Below are 17,785 nucleotides of genomic sequence, written 5' to 3'. Positions count from 1 at the left end.
TGATGGAGCGACGCGAAGGCATAGGCCGAATGGCCAGGTACGCGATAGCGGACCCGGCCAGACCGGCCAGCCCGCCACCCCACGTCCCCTGGTCCTTCGAATCCCGCAGCTTCCCGTCGGCTTTCATGCGATCCCCCGTGTTCATCCACAGGGCCAAGGGCGCCTGTGGTCGCGGAATCATTTATAGGCTTCGCCGGGCGGCAGGCCTATACAACCAGCGCGCTAGCCGGGGTAGGCGTTTGGCCGATGGAGCTGGAATGAGAAGGCCCCGCCGGAGCGGGGCCGCCTGGAACGGCCGCCTGTCGCAACGTCAGGTGACATACACGTGATACGGCACTTCCTCGCCCGTCGCATCGCTGACCATGATGTAGCTTTCGCCACGCGCCACCGCGACGATGTCCCCCTGCGCCGCGTCGGTGACGCGGACGACCGACGGCACGAGCGACTCATACCGGTACGGGAGTTTTCCGTTGGTCGCGGACCGCTGGTATTTCTCACCGACCTTGAGGGTCACCGGCGTCCGGTCGATGTCGATCGGCAGGGTTTTGAGGAGCGTGTAGCGGTGCACCCTGAACGTTATGGCCTCGGACTCGCGGGTCGAGCCGTTGAACGTGACTCTAAGCCGCAGGATGAACGGGGTTCCGGCGCTCATGCGGTCCAGTTCATCACGCACGATGGCAACGGTGAAGGACTTTCCCGCTTCGGCTGCCGTCAGCCGGTGCGCGGTAAACATCGCGATCTCACCGCCCTCCCAGCTGATATCCATCCAGAGAACCTGCCCCTCGGCCATGAGCGGCCACGCCGATACCGAGGCATGGGCTGATCCATGCACGAGCAAAAGGTCGAGCTCCGCGGTTCCAAAGGCCTCCCTTATGCTCGGCAACGGAAGCCTCGCGTCGTCCTCGTGGAAGTTGAGAACGTGCAGGACCAGGGCAGGCGAGGTACGTTTTTCATTGACCGTATAGACGACATCGACCGCCTCACCGAGCACCCTGGCAACCTCCCCCGGCGGGATGACGACCTTGAGGTTGGCTTTCCCGTTCACGGGTGCGCTGCTGTATTCGCCGAAGTGGACGACCACGGTATCGCTGTGGCTGAGTTGGGCGTGGATCTCCACCGTCGCGCCCCGCTGTGCGGCGACCGGGTCCAGGTTGTCGCCAGCTGCCTCCGCGACGATCGGGACGGGCAGTGCGGGCCCGATCTGTCCCACGCTGAACTGATACGGCAGGGAGTTGGCCTTGCCGGTAACGCTGTAGGATGCCGTGACCGAATGGCCGTCGCATGCGGCAAGGTAGGCAGGCGTGAGGTGCATGCTCGCGGCGGCATCGTCATTGGTCGCATGAAGCGTTTCCTCGCGTGACGACCCGTCATCGACCCGAAGCGTCACGACGATTTCATCGCCCTTCTCGATAAAGATGTCGAGGGGGATCACCAGGTAGACGTTCCCCTGTCCCGGGTCGACATGGTCGTTCACCGCGCCACGTACGAAGGGCGGGTCGAAAGTGGCGGAAGGTTTGTTACGGGAGTTACGTCCGTTCATGTCGCTCTCCTTGACACCCGTTGGGCCGGCCTCATCGAGGCCTACCGGTAGATAGCGGTGATCGAGCCAAGATACAGGTCCATTTTTTCCTTGTTTTTTTCATCTTCGGCAGCGATCGCCACGTTGACGATCTCGCCAGGCAAGCCGAGCGCCCCGCTATCGAACGTCGAAATGCCCTCTGGGAGTTGCAGGATCTCGGCCGAGTCATTTTGCAGCCCGCCATCTTCGATGTCGGTGATGATCATCTTGGGCAATACGGCCGCGCGCGGGCGGCGGGCGGGGGAGCGGCGTGGTTTTCATGGTTGCATCCTTGCGTTCGGGTCGTTCAGGCATCAGCGGGTGCGTCTGGCCACATATCACGGGTATACATGCGGCCCTGCATCACCCTGCGTTCCATGCGAGTCGAATACCTGGACCACCTTCAGCGGAGGAGGCGGCAGAGTCCCGATGGCTTCGACGACGGCCGTGTTACCGCTCGCGGAAGCGATCCTGAGACTTGACCGATCAATGTCCGGGATGACCCATCTGTAGGGCGGATACCCACCCGAGCAGGTGAAGGTGACCCGGTCGCCAACGTGCATGGTTGGCGACGGCGGAGTGATGACGATTGCCCCGGTAACGGATGCGGGATAGGTGGCCCGATGCCTGGCGGCATCGGTGGCGACGATGGTCGTGGTGCCGACGTCGATACCGCGTACGATGCCGGTGGACGGGTTGACCACGCTGGCTACATTCGGGTTCTCCGAGGCATAGCTGTAGGGCGGGGCCCCTCCGCTGGCCGCGCGGGTCATCTGTTGACCGATGCGAAGTGTGACGGCCGATGGGTCGATGAAGAAATCAGTGTAGAGAACCAGTTGATAGTCGTTTGCAGGGAAGCGAACGGCGTCTGCCACCTCGGGCGAGCGGTTGAACGTGACCAGGAGGACCGGCGTTACCGTTGAGCCTTCGGACAGCCTTTCGAGCCAGCCACGGTCGACCTCGCGTGTCAGGCCATTAACCAGGTCGTCCCTTGACATGTCGATGGCATCCAGGAGATCCAGCTTGCTGGTGGCGCCGTCGGGCGCCCTACCTTCGATGTAAAGCCATGCTTTCTGTCTCTCGGCCATGAGCTGCCATGGTGCCACGATGACAGTCGCGTCCCCGGAGAACGACGTCAGGTCAATCACGCCGTCGTTTGCCTCCTTTATGGTCGGTTTCGGCAATCGCGCATCCGCGTCGCGAAACGCCAGGACATACAGCCTAAGCGGCAGCGAACTCGCTTTTCCGTTCACCGTGTACAGGACGTCGATAGCCTCGCCCAGGTATTGCGCGACGGCCCCGGGTGGCACGATCACGGCAAGCATCTGCGTCCATGCCACTGGTGCACTGTCCCAAGTGCCGAAGTGAACGACGATTTCGTCGCCCTGCTTCAGATCCGCGGTGATGAGTACCGTGGCCCCGCCAGCGTCAGCCACGGCACCTGGATCCAGTTGATCGGCCACGGCCTCCTTGACCGTGGGTGCGGGAAGGAGTGCCGCCGCGGCAATGGTAAACACGGTCTCGTCCGACCGGGCGACGGTTCCGTCGCGCGTGCGCGTGTAACCGACCGCCACGTCGCTTCCGTCGTTAGCCTTGATCAACTCACCATCCACGTCGAAGCGCAGGTCGTCGTTGAGGTTGCGCACCGTGAGGTGGGCGCCGTCGCTGACGGCGCTGCGCCAGGTGTAGTCCACGCCGTCGCCGACCTGCAGCACGCTGCGGGGGACGACCACTTCGCTCTGCCGTGTAGACGGTGGGAGAAGTCCGTCGACGACCCCTGCGACGGCAGGCGCGGGCAGCTTCGGCTCTTCAGGCTGGCTGCCGATGATGACGGTGCGTGATTCGGATTCGCGCAGAGCCAGCACTCCTGCGATGCCGTCGAAGCTATCCGCGGTGTATTTGAGCTCCAGCGTGCCGCCATCGAGGCGGGTGAGGTAGTCAGTGCTGATCGTCAGTGACTGCGGCCCCAGGTGTGAAACCTGACGGTACTTCCGGTCATTGTCTGCCATGCCGTTAGCGCGGCGACCGAGCAGGTCGAGAGTGATGTAGTCGTCCAGCGCCATGTTGGGATAATCGATCACCGCGGTGGCACCTTCGGCGATCTCGGTGAGCGGATCGAGCACGTCGTCGCCGTTGGCATCTTCGGGGATCGTGACGGCTGGTAACAGCTCGGGTACGCCGGCCACGGCAATGCCGAGGTGGCGAGAGGGCAGGGCTGGCCCGCCGCCGACGGGCAACACCGTATATGAAACCCTTGCGGTCCCGCCCGCCAATGGCGCGACTTCGTCCACCGGCAACGCAATGGTCAGGTTGAAAATGGGGTTTGGCACGATGAGCGGTGGGCTGACCCACTGGTGCGACGCGCCGGTACCGGGAATGCGGCCTTCGAAGGTGGCGGTGATCCGGTCGCCTGGGGCGATGTCACGTGCCTCGCGTCCTTGCCGGCTGCCAATGGCGGGAATCTGGATCGTAAACGGATCAGTTCCCTGTTGCCTCGGATCGATCACGCCATCGACCGCCTCCCGGATCCGCGGTGCCGTCAGCGCACCGGGCGGCTCGATCTCCACGTCGACCAGGGTGAAACGCGAGTGCCCAGAGTGATTGCTGACCACGTCGAAGATCTCATACGACACCGGCAGATCCTGCATCCCGCCCACTTCTTCGAGCTGGTCGCGGGTAAGCGTGACGGACACGGGCCGCCCGACACCGCCTGTGTTTACGGCGGGCAGCGTCAGGTGCAGGCGCTCCCAGTCCACGGTGGGGACATCACCTTCGGCCATGTTCGTCCAGGCGGGAATGGTGACGGTGACTGAACTGGCCGACGACTGCACCGGGCTGGGCACCACCTCGGCGAGGGCCAGGCCTTCGTTCACCGTCGCGCTCGGATCGTCCGGATCGCCCGGTATGGTTCGCTTGATCCGCACCCGCAAGGGCTCGATGCTGCCGTCCGACTTGCCGTTGGTGTAGAGCACGTCGTAACTGAAGTCGTACTCGCCATCGGGATACCTGTTGATCTCCGAGGCGTTCGCTTCCAGCGTAAAGACCGGACTGCCCTGGCGACTCTCGGGCAGGTCGCCCGGCTGGATCACATGGCTGGCGATCTGCTTCTCTTCGCCGCCGACGTTCATGAAGGCGCGCAGCATGTCGCCGGGAGCTAATTCGTCGAGGCTCAGCGGACCCATCACCATCGCCACGCGGGCGTAGGGGTCGGCGATCAAATCGAAATGCCCGAGGCCGCCATCGTCGATGTCGGTGATGATCATTTTGGGCAGTACCGCGGCGCGAGGGCGGCGGAGGGTGCGTGGGTGGGTATGCATGGTCGCATCCTTGCGTTCGGGTCTATCCGTTCTGGAGTGTTGGCTTACTCAGGCTCGACCGAGTCAAACGGCCTGGTCCTGCAGGAAAAACGTTCTGGCCTCGCTCGACTTGATTCGCTTCGGTGAATCAATCAATTTCGATGGCATCGTAGTAGATGGATGCGCCCGGCGCAGAGGTGAGATCCATGAAGATCTGAGCCAGATACTCTCCTGGGTGAGCGACATAGTCGCCGCCCGCGAATTCAACATCCGTTGGGGTCTGGCCTAGCTGTACGGCCATGCTTGCAAATCTTTGTGTGTGTTCGACAGTGTCCACGTAGGCGAGGCTGATCCTGATCATCTTCTCCGTCTGAAGGGTGGAGCTGACGCGAAGCACGATCCTCGATCTTGGCGCGATCGCGAAACGAGGCGTCAGTTGGTGCGTCTGGCCAATGCTGTGATTGAAGAAGAGTGCCCGTCCATCCATGCCTTCCGGCGCGTCGTGGATCGAAAAGTGCTCGCCATCTGTGTTGATCAGCCAGCGCGGAATCCTTGCACGCTTTCCATAGTCACCAAGTGCGATGTCCTTGAACGTTTCTCTGAATGGGGGCGCTCGCTCCGCCCATGAGCTGCCCCCCATCTGGATGTTGTCCACGATTGAGTAGGCTCCGCCCGTTTCCCGGACGTCAAGGCGGGCGATCGGCTTGTCAGGTGAGCTGGAGAATTCGATCCAGCTGCCGTATGTTGTCGAGTTCTTGGTAGCTAGTACCGAACCATCTTCGGCGAAGAAGGTCACCGACGTGTGCCCAGCGCCTAGCTTCACGAAGGTGAAGGGTCGCATGAACGTGAGGGTGTATGGTCTGCTCGTGTCGGAGAAGCGCATCGACGTGCCGGTGAGGTATGGCAGCGTTTCGTGGGTATCGCTACGCAAATAGGTGTTCGAAACCGATACTGCCACGTCGAAGTAGGGAAAATTGTATGTCCGATTGATCGCCGGGAAAGGAATATCGAACGGTTCGAGAAGATAGGCGTGTCCGTCGTCGTCGTCGGTACCGCGACGTAAGGTGTAGTAGCCCACGGGGAACGCCGTAGAACGTGATGGCTCGCTGCTTCCGTCAAACGTCGCAGAACACGACACGCTGAGGATTGACGTCGCCGCCAGGGATTCGAGCCACGTGCGACTTAGTGGCTTCTCGAGCCCGTTGGATACGTCACCGTCCGTGACGGCAGCAGCTGTCAGTACGACAAGCTCGTCCGTGGTTCCATCGGCCGCCGTGCCCTCGACACTGAGCCAGACCTTTTGCCCGGTTGCCATGAGCGGCCAGGGTGCGATTCTCAATGTCGCATCGCCTTCAAACGTCCTTAGGTCGAGCTCGCCGTTGACGGCTTGCAGGATGGACGGCCGCGGAAGTGCCGGATCGTCGGCCCTGAAATCGAGTACATGGAGTGCGTACAGCGCGGAAGTGCGTCTGCCATTGACGGTATATGTAACGTCGATGGTAGTCCCCAGTACCTTCGCCACTTCGCCCGGAGGTACGACGATTTCCAGGTCATCTGACCAGTTAGTCGGCGGGCTGTCGTAGCTGGCGAAATGCACGATGACAGTGTCGGTCTGGGTGAGGCGGGCGGGCACCTGCACGGTTGCACCACCCGTCGCGGCGCCGGGCACCAGGTTGTCCGCAACAGCCTCCTTGACCATCGGCGCAGGCAGGAAGACAGCCTCCTCGATAGCAAAGCGCGCTTCCTCCGAGCGTGCGACGTTACCATTCCGTGTACGGATGTAGCTTACCGCCACCTCACTTCCGTCGTTGGCCCTGATCAACTCACCATCCACGTCGAAACGCAGGTCATCGTTGAGATTGCGCACGGTGAGATGCGCGCTGTCGCTCTTGACGCTGGCCCATATGTAGTCGACACCGTCGCCGACCTGAAGCACGCTACGGGAGACGACGACTTCGCTCTGGCGTGTTGACGGTGGCAGAAGGCTGTCGACGACGCCGGCTACGAAGGGCGCGGGAAGCTTCGGCTCTACCGGCTGGCTGCCGATGGTGAAGGTGCGCGTTTCGGATTCGCGGGTAGCTCGCAATTCCGCGACACCATCGAAGCTTACCGAGGTGTATTTTAGTTCTAGCGTGCCGCCGTCGAGGCGACCGAGGTAATCGGTGCCGATATGCACCGATTGCGGTCCGAGGTGGGAGACCTGCCGGTATTTCTGGTCATTGTCGGCCATGCCGTTGGCGCGGCGGCCGAGCAGGTCGAGGGTGATGTAGTCATCCAGCGCCATGTTGGGGTACTCGATGACCGCAGTTGCACCATCGGCGATCTCCGTTTTCGGATCGAGTGTTTCGTCGCCGTTTGCATCTTCTGGAATCGTGACGGCGGGCAACAATGCGGGGACGCCAGCGACGACGATGCCGAGATGGCGGGATGGCAAGGCGGGATCGCCGCCGACTGGCAGGACGGTATAAGAGACGCGGGCGGTGCCACCGGCCAGTGGCGTGACCTCTTCCACCGGCAAGGCGATGGTGAGATCAAAAATGGCGCCGGGCACGGTGAGCGACGGACTGACCCATTTGTGGGATGCACCGGTACCGGGAATGCGTCCCTCGAAGGTCGCGGTAATGGTGTCGCCCGGCTCGATATTGCGCGCGGCGCGCACCTGCCGCCGGCCGGCGGTTGGAATCTGGATTGTAAAGGGCGTGTCGCCCTGTTTCAGCGGATCGATCGTGCCGTTGTCGGCCTCGCGAATCCGTGGGGCCGTCAGCGCATCCGGCGGCTCAATCTCCACGTCGACCAGGGTGAAACGCGAGTGCCCCGAATGGTTGCTGACCACGTCGAAGATCTCATACGACACCGGCAGATCCTGAATCCCACCCACCTGCTCCAGCTGCTCGCGCGTGAGCGTGACGGATACGGGCCGCCCGACGTCGCTGGCGGTCACCGCTGGCAGTGTCAGGCGTAGCCTTTCCCAGTCCACGATGGCGACGTCGCCCTCGGCCATGTTAGTCCAAGCGGGCACGGTGACCGTGACCGCGGTCGCTGACGCTGGTACCGGACTGGGCACGACCTCGGCTAGGACCAATGCCTCGTTGAAACGCGCGCTCGGATCGGCCGGATCACCCGGGATCGTGCGCTTGATCCGAACGCGCAAGGGCTCGATGCTTCCATCGGAATTGCCGTTGCTGTAGAGCACGTCGTAACTGAAGTCGTACTCGCCATCGGGATACTTGTTGATCTCCGATGCGTTGGCTTCCAGCGTAAAGACCGGACTGCCCTGGCGACTCTCTGGCAGGTCGCCAGGCTGGATGACATGGCTGGCGATCTGCTTTTCTTCAGCGCCGACCTTCATGAAGGCGCGCAGGGTGTCGCCGGGGCCTACTTCGTCGAGGCTCAGCGGACCCATCACCATCCGCACACGGGCGTAGGGATCGGCGATCAAATCGAAATGCCCCAGTCCGCCATCTTTGATGTCGGGCATGATCATCTGGGGCAGTACCGCCGCGCGCGGGCGGCGGGTGGAACGTGGGTGGGTATGCATGGTCGCATCCTTGCGGTTGGGTCTCAGGAGCCGCGTGTATCGATCTTGATCTGCACGGGGGCGGATGCGACCGGCGTGGTTTCACCTGACGTGTTGTTCACCTTGTAGACCGCCTCGATATAGAAAAAGCGGTTGTCGGGCAGCTGGTAGACCAGTCGTTCCCGCGGGATGCGGTAGGCCACGTAGGGAACCTCGACCGGCTGCCTTTCGTTGCCGTCCGGCTCCTTCACCGGTTGTGACTCCGCGTCGAGCAACGTAAGCGGCGAAGCCAGTCGCTGCTGGAAGCCGCGTGCCGGAATGGGTGAGCCGTCCCGCGCGCTGAAGTACATGAACTCGATGAGGACTTCCTGCCCGGTGCCGTTGAACCGCGTCCACTCTGGCAGGGCGAGCAAGGTCCCGTCATTGATCTTAGACATATCCATCCAGGTGTCCTCGCTCTCGGGGCATAGCGCGGCAGCGAGCTCCTGGCCGTCACCCGGCAGTTCATCCTTGCCATGGACGACGACGTCCTTGACGGGTGACATGGTCGTGTTCTCACCGCCCTGGACGGCACGGGTAATGGCGTATTGCAGGGCCATCGTCCCGCTTCCGGCATCCTCGATGACCTTGGCGGGGATACTGAAAACAAGGGGCTCGGTAAGATCCGTCAGGTCGCCCGCGACGATGGTATGGGGCGGCAATGCCTCGTCCTGGTAGGTCACGGTGACGACATCGTCCAGCTTGAAGACATCGCGCGGCGTGGCGTGGCGTGTCTGCTTAGGCACTTCGACTGTCGCAGGCTTGCCAAAATCATCCCCCTCGATCTTGTCGCGGGCGTTGCTGGCGGCGACCAGGGTGGGCTTTTGCAGGTTGTCGTTTCCGGGGGTCTCGGGGTCGGGATCCCCACCACCAATCTGGTAGACGTTTACGTCGACAGTCTTCGAGGGAGACGTGTCTACGTCAACGCTACCGCGCTTCAAACGATAAAGCACGTCGACGGGGACGATCTGGTCGGCGTCGTTGGCGGTGGCGGTCCATTCCTCGTAGATCGCGGGGTACATCACGCCGATGACGATGTCGTCCTCGGCGTCGGCATCACTTGCCGTGATGGTATACGGCGTAAGCATCGCCTCACCCCAGAAGAGCGTGAGTACGTCGCCCGGCTTGAAATCCACGCTCCACGGAATGATCACGACCACACCGTCGTTCGCGGTCGCATCGGCAAGGTCGATCAGCTTCTGCTTGCCCCCTGTGTCGTCATCGTCGTCGAACGCCGGTACCTCGACGGCCTTCAGGTTCGGCGCACCTTCCAGGACAACCTGCACCGTGAGCGTGTTGGAGTTGCTGGAAACGTTGCCCGCCCGGTCGGTAATCCTGTACTGGAAGCCAATGAGTCCATCGCCTGCGGCTGCAATCACAGCCTGGGTCGCGTAGGCGACCTGGTCTCCGGTGTGGCCGTAAGGGAATTCGGTGACGTAGGAGTCGGCGCTGCCGTCGACGATGGCGACGACCTTGTCGCCGTAGGCGAAGCCCTCGTAGCTGGGAATCGTCAACGCGAGGCCCTTGGTCACGCCGTCGGGTAAGGTGACGAGCTTGTCTTTGGTCAGCCCGCCATCGCGGATAGCTGCATCCACGTCGGGTGCGCCGAGGAAATGGCTGCCGCCGGGCGCTACTTTATCAATGACAAAACGGTCGCCGGGACCGGTGTCCGTGCCGCCGCTTCCTTTCGAATAATAGAGTCGATAGTTGAGGAAATTGGTGCCCTCGAGCAGCGGCGTGTTACCGGGTATGGTGAAGGGCAATGGCGAGAAGTCCGTCTCTTCCGGGACGATCTTGGTCTCGAGCTCGATGCCGTTGAGGATAAGGGTGACTTCTTCTCCCTTGTTGAGCTCGTCCCCCATCGGCACCTTGACCTCGATGTCTTTGCCTTGCTCGCTCTTGAGCAGGATATGGTCGGGCTCGGCCTCGTTCGGCGTACCCGTCGCCTTGAGCGCAAACTTCGTCTCGTCGAATTCTATGACACCGTCAAGGACGGCCCGGGTCCCCGGAGCCGCAGCGAGCGGCGTGATGAAGAATCGGCTGACCGGCTGGCCTTTGCCGTTGCGCAGATAGATGCGCCGGGCTGGAAAAACATGCGTGCGCTTGCGGGGGGTGCTGCGTGCCATGGCCGACTCCTTGTCGTGGTTGGAACTCCGTTTCAGCGCACGCTACGCCGATCGCGTGCCAATGGAATAGGCCTTTCGACGTAGGATCCGCGGTTTCACGCGCGCTTCATGCGGGCGGCGTAGGTTAGCGGCCACGTGCCGGAACCACGTGATCTCCGCGAGCGGTGGCCCACTGCCGGGGCGGGGGAAGGTAACGATCGTCGTGCATTTTTAGGAGTTCGCCTAATAGGCGGACGCCATCACGCGTGCTGCAATGTGCATTGCAGGCTACCTGCCCTCCCGTGTTTCAGTCCCGAAGCAGCGCCGCTTCGTCCCGTCGGCTGCGGAGGCCCCCACTCATTTCCGGAACGTTTATGGACGTCTTATATCCCCGTGCGCGTCGTGCGCCCCTCTTTATCGCCGTGCTTGCTGCCCTTTCGCTGCAGCCTTTCACCGCCTACGCAGCGACGCTGGGCCCTGGCAGGGAAGCCACGGTGGCACCAGGCGATCCTGTCGAGACGTGGTTGCTCAACAGTGCCACGCTTCGAATCGAAGGTGGCGATGCGCTAGGCGTCACCGCGCTGTCGGGCAAGCTGTTCATGTCCGGTGGCAGTGTGCTGCACAACGGCGCCAACGCGGCCGCGGTGGAGCTGCGCAACGGCAGCACCGGCGTGATCACCGATGCGACGATCCGGTCGACGACGGGCGACGGCGTCCAGGCCGCGGCCGACGGCGTGGCTACGCTGCCAAACAACGTCACCATCGCTTCGAGCAGCATCACCGGTGCGCGGATGGGCGTGCGTTCCAGCGGCGGTTCGATCACCCAGGTCCGTGGGTCGCAGCTGACCGGGGCCGATGCCGGGCTTGGCGTCATCTGGGGCAGCGTGGATGTCCGCGATTCCACCATCACCGGCGTGGCCAGTGGCGTTTCCGTCTTCAAGGACGAGCGCGGCGGCGGGGTGGGTGCGCCCGTGCGCCAGCTCACCCTGGACAACACCCGGGTAGTAGCCACGGGCGGTAGTGCGGTCCGCGTCACCTCGCTGCTGGCCGGCGGCACCGACAACGTCACCATCGACATCAGCAACGGCAGCACGCTGACCGGCTCCAATGGCACCGCGCTGGAAGTGGTGGGTGGTACATCGCGCCCTGGTGTCATCGCCCCGGCCAGTGCCGACGTAACGCTTCGTTCAAGCGATATCGTCGGCAATGTCGTGGTGGGCGAGCAGGGCAGCCTCAATCTGGCGCTGGGTGGACAGGCAAGCCTCACGGGTGCCATCAATGGTGATGTCACGGTGGGTGTCGACGCGACGTCGCGCTGGAACGTTACGGCGGCATCGGACGTCAGCGCGCTGACGCTCGATGGCGCGGCGAGCTTCATGTCCGCTGCGGATGCGTCGCACCGTGACCTTCACGTACGCGGAGATTTCGGCGGCACGGGAGGTGTGCTCACTTTCAACACCGTGCTGAACGAAGGCGGCTCGCTGGGCGTGCAGCAGACCGATCGCCTGCTCATCGAAGGCGATGTCACCACCACGGGGCCGACCAGGGTCGTGGTAACGCCCACGGGCAATGGTGGCCTCACCGACCTCAACAAGGACGGCATCGTCGATGCCAACGAAGGCATCTCGCTGATCCAGGTCGGTGGCACCTCGCGTCGCGATGCGTTCGAGCTGGCCGGTGGCTACGTCGCGGCCGGTCCGTACCAGTACAAGCTTTACGCCTTCGGCCCGGGTGAGGTCGATCCCGCGCAGAAGCAACTCGTGGGCAGCGGCTTCAACTGGGATTACCGCCTGGGTAACAGCTATGTCTGCGAGGAAGACTGCGGGCCGGTGAAGCCTGTCGATCCCGAAAATCCCGGTGAACCGGAGAACCCGGGCGAGCCGGAGAATCCGGGCAATCCTGACGAACCGGAAATCCCGAACCCCGGTCCCGAGCCGGGCGATCGCGTCGAAGTGGTCCCGCAGGTGCCTGCCTACCTTTCGGCACCCGCCGCGCTGCTCACCTACGGCGACATGCTCAACGATGGCCTGCACCAGCGACTGGGCGATATCCGCAACGGTGAATCGCATGACCCGGTCGGCGGTGAAATGTTCGCGCGCTACCTCGGCGGCCAGTTGCGTTATTCGTCGAACCTGTCGTTCAAGCAGTTCGGCTATGACTTCGACCAGCAGGTCAACGCGCTGCAGGTGGGCGGTAGCGTCATCGCGCTGGATGGCGACAACGGCTCGCTGCGTGCTGGCTGGGCGGTGGATCACGGCACCACGCGCGTGACGCCGAAGGCACTGGATGGCGAAAGTTCCTCGAAGTACACCGCGAACGGTTTGGCCGCCTGGATCACGTGGCAGCATGGCGATGGCTTCTGGGTCGATGGCGTGCTCTCGGGTACGCGTTACCACGGCAACGTATCCACCGCGATGCGCGGCGACGAGGTGGCCGATATCCGCGCCACAGGCTGGGTGATGTCGGTCGAGGCCGGCATGCCGCTGGCGATCGGTGGCGACTGGACGGTGGAGCCGCAGTTCCAGCTCAAGCGCCAGCAGCTCAACTTCCGTCGCTTCCAGGACAGCGATGGGCTGGATGTCGCACTGGGCACGGCAGGGCAGACCAGTGCGCGTCTGGGCGTGCAGCTGGGCTGGTCGGTCAATCCCGCGTTCGCACCCTACGGCCGCGTCGACCTGATCCACACCACCGGCGGTGCGCCTGGCGTGGATGTCTCCAGCGAAGCCTTCGACGTCGGTGCGCGGTTTGCCAGCGGGCGCGTGGGCAACGCCGTGCGCGCCGCGGCGGGTGCCACGGCGCAGCTTGGCCGGCACGTGCAGGTGTATGGCGAGGGTACGTGGCAGACGTTTACCGGCACCTACGGTATGCGTGGCTGGGCCGGGTATGCAGGCCTGCGCGTGACGTTCTGATTCCCCCCCTGCCGATATCGCCCGGGTCGCCTGCGGCCCGTCATCCGTGTCGCTTCCAGCGGCGCATCCGCTGCGCGTGGTGTGTCCCTTGCGTCCCAGGCGGAATCCATCCGCATTGGGCTGTCGAGGGGCCCGGGTGATATCGTGGATTCGACTATAGGCTGATGATTTAGAAAGAGAATAGGCCGGTGGTTGTAGGCGCGCGCGTCCGCTTTCGGACGCAGGAAAACAGCCTCTCGTCGCGTGTTTGCGGAGACTCGCGCAGGTATGCCATTCGTGCCTACCTTATCCGGACACCAGCGTCCGGATACGGACGAATCCTCAGCGGATCGCGATGATCCACAGCGCGGCGCCCTGCACGGGCGCGACGGTCCAGTGCACCTGGTAGGTGCCGGCGCTATCCACCTGGCGCCACGCGACCGCACCTTGCACGCCACTTTCGTCGGGCAACTGGAGGAAGCTGTCGATGAGCGTAAAGCCGTCGCCGGGTACGGCGGTCATCCGCTTGACGCCGCCATCGCCCCACCAGAACGCCAGCAGCGTCGCCGGTCCGTCCACGGTGATCGACTTGCTCGCGACGACCATCGACGGATCCGCATAGTTCTGCGCCATGGCTTGCACCCGCGTGGCGTTGCGCACCTCGATGAAGGGCAGGGATAGCTCGCCCTTCGGCTCGCCGGGCTTGGCGATGGAGACCCGATGCCCCGTGCCGCCCTTCGCCGCCAGCGCGACGAAGGCCTTCACGTCGAAGCGTTCGCCGTAGTTGGCGTAGGTCATGGGCCGGCCCAGCGATTTCCAGCGGTTCGCGTAGGTGTCCTCCAGGCGGCCATCGTTGCTGGCATAGCCGGCGTTGAACGCGATCAGCACGCTACCCGTGGGTGCCGTATCCATCGCGGGCGTCACCGCCGGATCGGTGCCGAGACCTTCGCCCTGGCCAAGGAAGACATGCGCGCCCAGCGACGGCGGTGGCTCGGCGGCCATGCTGGCGGTGGCAATCAGGGCGAGGCCGAGCAGGCAGGCGAGCAGGCGTGGCGTGGGCATGGGCATGGGCATCCTCCATAAGTTGTACTTGTCACGTGGCAAGGCGTAGGCCACGCTTCACGCTGAGGCGCACTGTCGGGACGATAACGCGTGCGCCACCCCTGGGGGCCAGCGATGGCGGCAGACGAAACCGATTTCCTGGACCTGTACGGCAAGCTGCGCCTGCAGCCGGACTGTTCGTTGGCCGACTTCAAGCAGGCATATCGCCGGCATGTGTCGCAATGGCATCCCGACCGGCGCAGCCGCGGCCCGCGCGCGGATGCATTGGCGGCGCGGCGCCTGCAGCGCCTGATGGCGCAGTATTCGGCGGCGATGTCGTTCCACAAGCAACATGGGCGGCTTCCCGGCGCGGCGCGGGTGAATCCTCCTCGCGCGAATGTCGTACCGCTGGTTCCTTCCGCGGCCGTGGCGGCGGGTCCTTGCGACGACGTCGTCGAGCGCGAGGATGACGACACGGGCGTGCCGGCAGGCGACGACGTGTCGTACGTCGACGCGTCGACCGGCTTCGCTGCCTCCGTCGCGTCGGTCCCGTCGGAGGCGGCCGCGCAGGACGACGCATCGACCGAACTGGTGGTGTTCGTCACCCCGCCATCGACGGCAGGCCATCGCTCCGTGCCGCATGCGACGGCGCACGTGTCGGATCGTCCGGAAAGCAGCCGTGCCAGCGTGGATTCGCCCGGCTTCCCGACGCGGCGCATCTTCCTGCTGGCCAGCATCGTCATCGCCGGGGTGCTGGTCTGGACGCTGATTCCCGACCCCGACCGGATCGATCCGGAGAACGAAAACCTGCCCGTCGTCGCGCTGGAGCGTCCGGCGCACGCCGTCGCCTCGGCGATGCTGAGCGTTGGCATGAAGGACGACGACGTGGTCGCCGTCGAAGGCGAACCGACCCTGCGCGGGGCGGATCGCTGGGAGTACGGTCCCTCGTGGGTGCAGTTCGAAGGCGGCTCGGTGGTCGACTGGTACAGCTCGCCGTTGCGGACCCTGCATACCTCGTCGGCGCATGCGCCGCGCTGACGCGCGGGTTTAGCGCGCGCCACGGCCGAAGATCACCACTTCCACGGTTTCGATCAGGATGACCAGGTCGAGGAAGATGCTGTGGTTCTTCACGTAGAACAGGTCGTATTTCAGCTTCTCGGCAGCGTCCTCTTCGGAGGCGCCGTAGGAGTAGCAGAGCTGCGCCCAGCCGGCGAGGCCCGGCTTGATGCTGTGGCGCAGGTTGTAATAACGGATCTTGCCTTCCAGGTCGGAAACGAACTGCGGGCGTTCCGGGCGCGGTCCCACGATGCTCATGTCGCCGCGCACCACGTTCCACAGCTGCGGTAGCTCGTCGAAGCGAAGCTTGCGGCAGATCTTGCCCACGCGGGTGACGCGGTCGTCGTTGGCCTTCGCCCAGCGGGCCACGCCGTCCATCTCGGCATCGGTGCGCATGCTGCGGAACTTGTACAACCAGAACGTACGGCCGTGTTCGCCCACGCGCTCCTGGCGGTAGAAGATCGGCTGGCCGCGGCCGGATTCAAGGCGGATGGCCAGGGCGACGCCGAGCATCAGCGGCCAGCAGAGCAGGGCGATGGTGAACGACGCGACGATGTCGAATGCGCGCTTGGCGAACAATGCCAGCGGCGTGGCGTTGAAGCCGGAGGAGAACACCAGCCACGAGGGATCGAGCATGGTCAGCTGCACGCGGCCGGCTTCGCGCTCGACGAAGGTGGTCAGGTCGGTGATCTGCACGCCGAGCTGGCGACAGGCCAGCAGGTCTTCCATCGGCAGCGAGCCACGCCGGTCGTCGACGCCCACCACGATTTCGCTGATCCGCTCGCGCGCGGCCAGCTCGGCGAGCGGCATCTGGCGATCCAGCAGCAGCGATTCGGGCACCTGCGCTGTGTCGTTCGGCCCGGGTACGTAGCCGACGAGGTAAAAACCACGGCGATCGGAGCGGCGACGCATGCGGGTGTGGATCTGGGCGGCACGGGTGCCGGCGCCGAACACCAGCACGCGGCGCTTCAGCGCATCCATTTCGACCAGGCGCATGAACAGGCCGCGGAAGGCCGCGGTGGTGACGAAGCCGATGACCAGACCCATGCCGAGCACGCCACGGCCCACGTAAGCGGGCGGGATGACGTAGTAACCGACGATCAGCGCGAAACCGCCGAGGACGAAGGCGATGGCGTGGCGGGCAAGCTGGCCGCGCCAGCTCATGCGCAGGTTGCCACGGTATTCGCCCAGCGCCGCCATGCCGAGGAAGATCACCACGGCGAACATGGTGGCGCGGGCGACCACCGTATTGTTTGAGGCCTGCAGGTCTTCGGGCGACGGAGCGAAACGGATCCAGGTGGCGACGTTGAGCGAGAAGGCCAGCAGCGCCAGCTCGACGGCACCGAGCAACGTAAGCCAGCGAACGATCGGCTGTCGGAACAGGCGAAGCATCGGAGATCCCCTAGTCGCACGCCGTGTAGCGTGCCGATGCAGCGAGGCTAGGCGCCGTGCGCAGGTGTGTCGATTGCACTTCCGGTCGTGGGATGGCTAGTCCGAATGGTTGTAACAGCGGTGTGTCAGTTCGGATGGCCGGCCGTGGGCGCGAGCACGTGCAGGCGCGCGTCATGGACACCGGCGGGCGTCGCGACGGCGGCGACCCAGCCGTCCTCGTGGCCGACGTTGCGGGTTGCACACGCGGGGTAGTGCGCGGCATCCGGTGGTGGCAACAGCAACTCGAACGCAGGCGCCGGCGTGCTCGCCGGATCGGTGCGCAGGCCGACGCCGAAGGCCTTCAGCAAGGCCTCCTTGCGCGTCCACAGTTCCATCAGCCGGCGATGGCGAACCTCGCCGTCGAAGGCGGTCATGTCCTCGATTTCCTGGCGCGTGCAGAACACCGGGGCCAGCGATTCCAGGTCGATCTTCGCCGGCATGCGTTCGATGTCGATGCCGACCGTCGCGGCAGTGCATACCGATATCGCGATCATGCTGCCACTGTGGCTGAGGCTGGTGGACAGGGCGCTGCCGGGCAGCCTTGGCTGGCCCGTCGTCGTCGCCGCCAGCGGCACTTCTTCGGGTGCGACGGCGAGGCACTGGCCCAGCGCGACGCGCCAGACCGCGTGCGCCATCGCATACGCGTCGCGATCATCGCGGAAGCGAAAACGCGCCGCGCGGGCACGCTCGGTCCGGTCGAGCACGTCGTTGGCGCCGGCCTGGTGCTCGCCGAATTCGGCGGCGTCGAAGACGACCACCACCGCCTGGCGCGCAGTGCCTGCGCTGAAACCACACTCGCGCAGGCGCGAACCCACATGGCGGACGAACTGGTCCCTGCGCTCGCCAGACATGCG

Annotated in this window: 10 protein-coding genes; 2 read left to right on the top strand and 8 right to left on the bottom strand. The window is 64.3% G+C overall.

What is annotated here, in order from left to right:
* Nucleotides 1-310: 310 nt before the first annotated feature.
* The 5 genes from KPL74_06755 to KPL74_06735 all read right to left on the bottom strand — a co-directional run bounded on the left by KPL74_06755 (nucleotide 311) and on the right by KPL74_06735 (nucleotide 10,536).
* Nucleotides 311-1,540 carry a hypothetical protein gene (locus KPL74_06755; GenBank protein QWT21700.1) on the bottom strand — a complete coding sequence of 410 codons (1,230 nt, stop codon included), beginning with the start codon at nucleotides 1,538-1,540 and terminating at the stop codon, nucleotides 311-313.
* Nucleotides 1,541-1,581: 41 nt separating this feature from the next.
* Nucleotides 1,582-1,785 carry a hypothetical protein gene (locus KPL74_06750; GenBank protein ID QWT21699.1) on the bottom strand — a complete coding sequence of 68 codons (204 nt, stop codon included), beginning with the start codon at nucleotides 1,783-1,785 and terminating at the stop codon, nucleotides 1,582-1,584.
* 111 nt (nucleotides 1,786-1,896) lie between these two features.
* Nucleotides 1,897-4,821 (bottom strand): Ig-like domain-containing protein, encoded by a 2,925-nt coding sequence (locus KPL74_06745; protein ID QWT21698.1) that lies wholly within the window; start codon nucleotides 4,819-4,821, stop codon nucleotides 1,897-1,899.
* Between the two features lie 181 nt (nucleotides 4,822-5,002).
* Complete coding sequence (locus tag KPL74_06740) at nucleotides 5,003-8,392, bottom strand: hypothetical protein (protein ID QWT21697.1); 3,390 nt, start codon at nucleotides 8,390-8,392, stop codon at nucleotides 5,003-5,005.
* Between the two features lie 23 nt (nucleotides 8,393-8,415).
* On the bottom strand, nucleotides 8,416-10,536 hold the full coding sequence (locus KPL74_06735) for a hypothetical protein (protein QWT21696.1): 2,121 nt from the start codon (nucleotides 10,534-10,536) through the stop codon (nucleotides 8,416-8,418).
* A 473-nt stretch (nucleotides 10,537-11,009) separates the two neighbouring features.
* Here KPL74_06735 and KPL74_06730 point away from each other — a divergent pair, with 473 nt between their 5' ends.
* Entirely contained in the window at nucleotides 11,010-13,424 is a 2,415-nt protein-coding gene (locus tag KPL74_06730; GenBank protein QWT21695.1) for an autotransporter outer membrane beta-barrel domain-containing protein, read from the top strand.
* Nucleotides 13,425-13,745: 321 nt separating this feature from the next.
* Here KPL74_06730 and KPL74_06725 read toward each other — a convergent pair whose 3' ends face one another.
* Complete coding sequence (locus tag KPL74_06725; GenBank protein ID QWT21694.1) at nucleotides 13,746-14,471, bottom strand: hypothetical protein; 726 nt, start codon at nucleotides 14,469-14,471, stop codon at nucleotides 13,746-13,748.
* A gap of 108 nt (nucleotides 14,472-14,579) precedes the next feature.
* Here KPL74_06725 and KPL74_06720 point away from each other — a divergent pair, with 108 nt between their 5' ends.
* Complete coding sequence (locus tag KPL74_06720) at nucleotides 14,580-15,482, top strand: J domain-containing protein (GenBank protein ID QWT21693.1); 903 nt, start codon at nucleotides 14,580-14,582, stop codon at nucleotides 15,480-15,482.
* Between the two features lie 9 nt (nucleotides 15,483-15,491).
* Here KPL74_06720 and KPL74_06715 read toward each other — a convergent pair whose 3' ends face one another.
* Together KPL74_06715 and KPL74_06710 are read right to left on the bottom strand one after the other, a co-directional pair.
* Nucleotides 15,492-16,892, bottom strand: coding sequence for a TIGR03013 family PEP-CTERM/XrtA system glycosyltransferase (locus tag KPL74_06715; protein QWT21692.1), 1,401 nt, complete (start codon nucleotides 16,890-16,892; stop codon nucleotides 15,492-15,494).
* A 125-nt stretch (nucleotides 16,893-17,017) separates the two neighbouring features.
* Nucleotides 17,018-17,782 carry a 4'-phosphopantetheinyl transferase superfamily protein gene (locus KPL74_06710; GenBank protein QWT21691.1) on the bottom strand — a complete coding sequence of 255 codons (765 nt, stop codon included), beginning with the start codon at nucleotides 17,780-17,782 and terminating at the stop codon, nucleotides 17,018-17,020.
* Between the last annotated feature and the right edge of the window lie 3 nt (nucleotides 17,783-17,785).

It is taken from the genome of Bacillus sp. NP157, assembly GCA_018889975.1.
Taxonomy (GTDB): Bacteria; Pseudomonadota; Gammaproteobacteria; order Xanthomonadales; family Rhodanobacteraceae; genus Luteibacter.
Note: the sequence above shows the minus strand (reverse complement) of the source record. Positions and strands in the feature narration are given on the sequence as shown.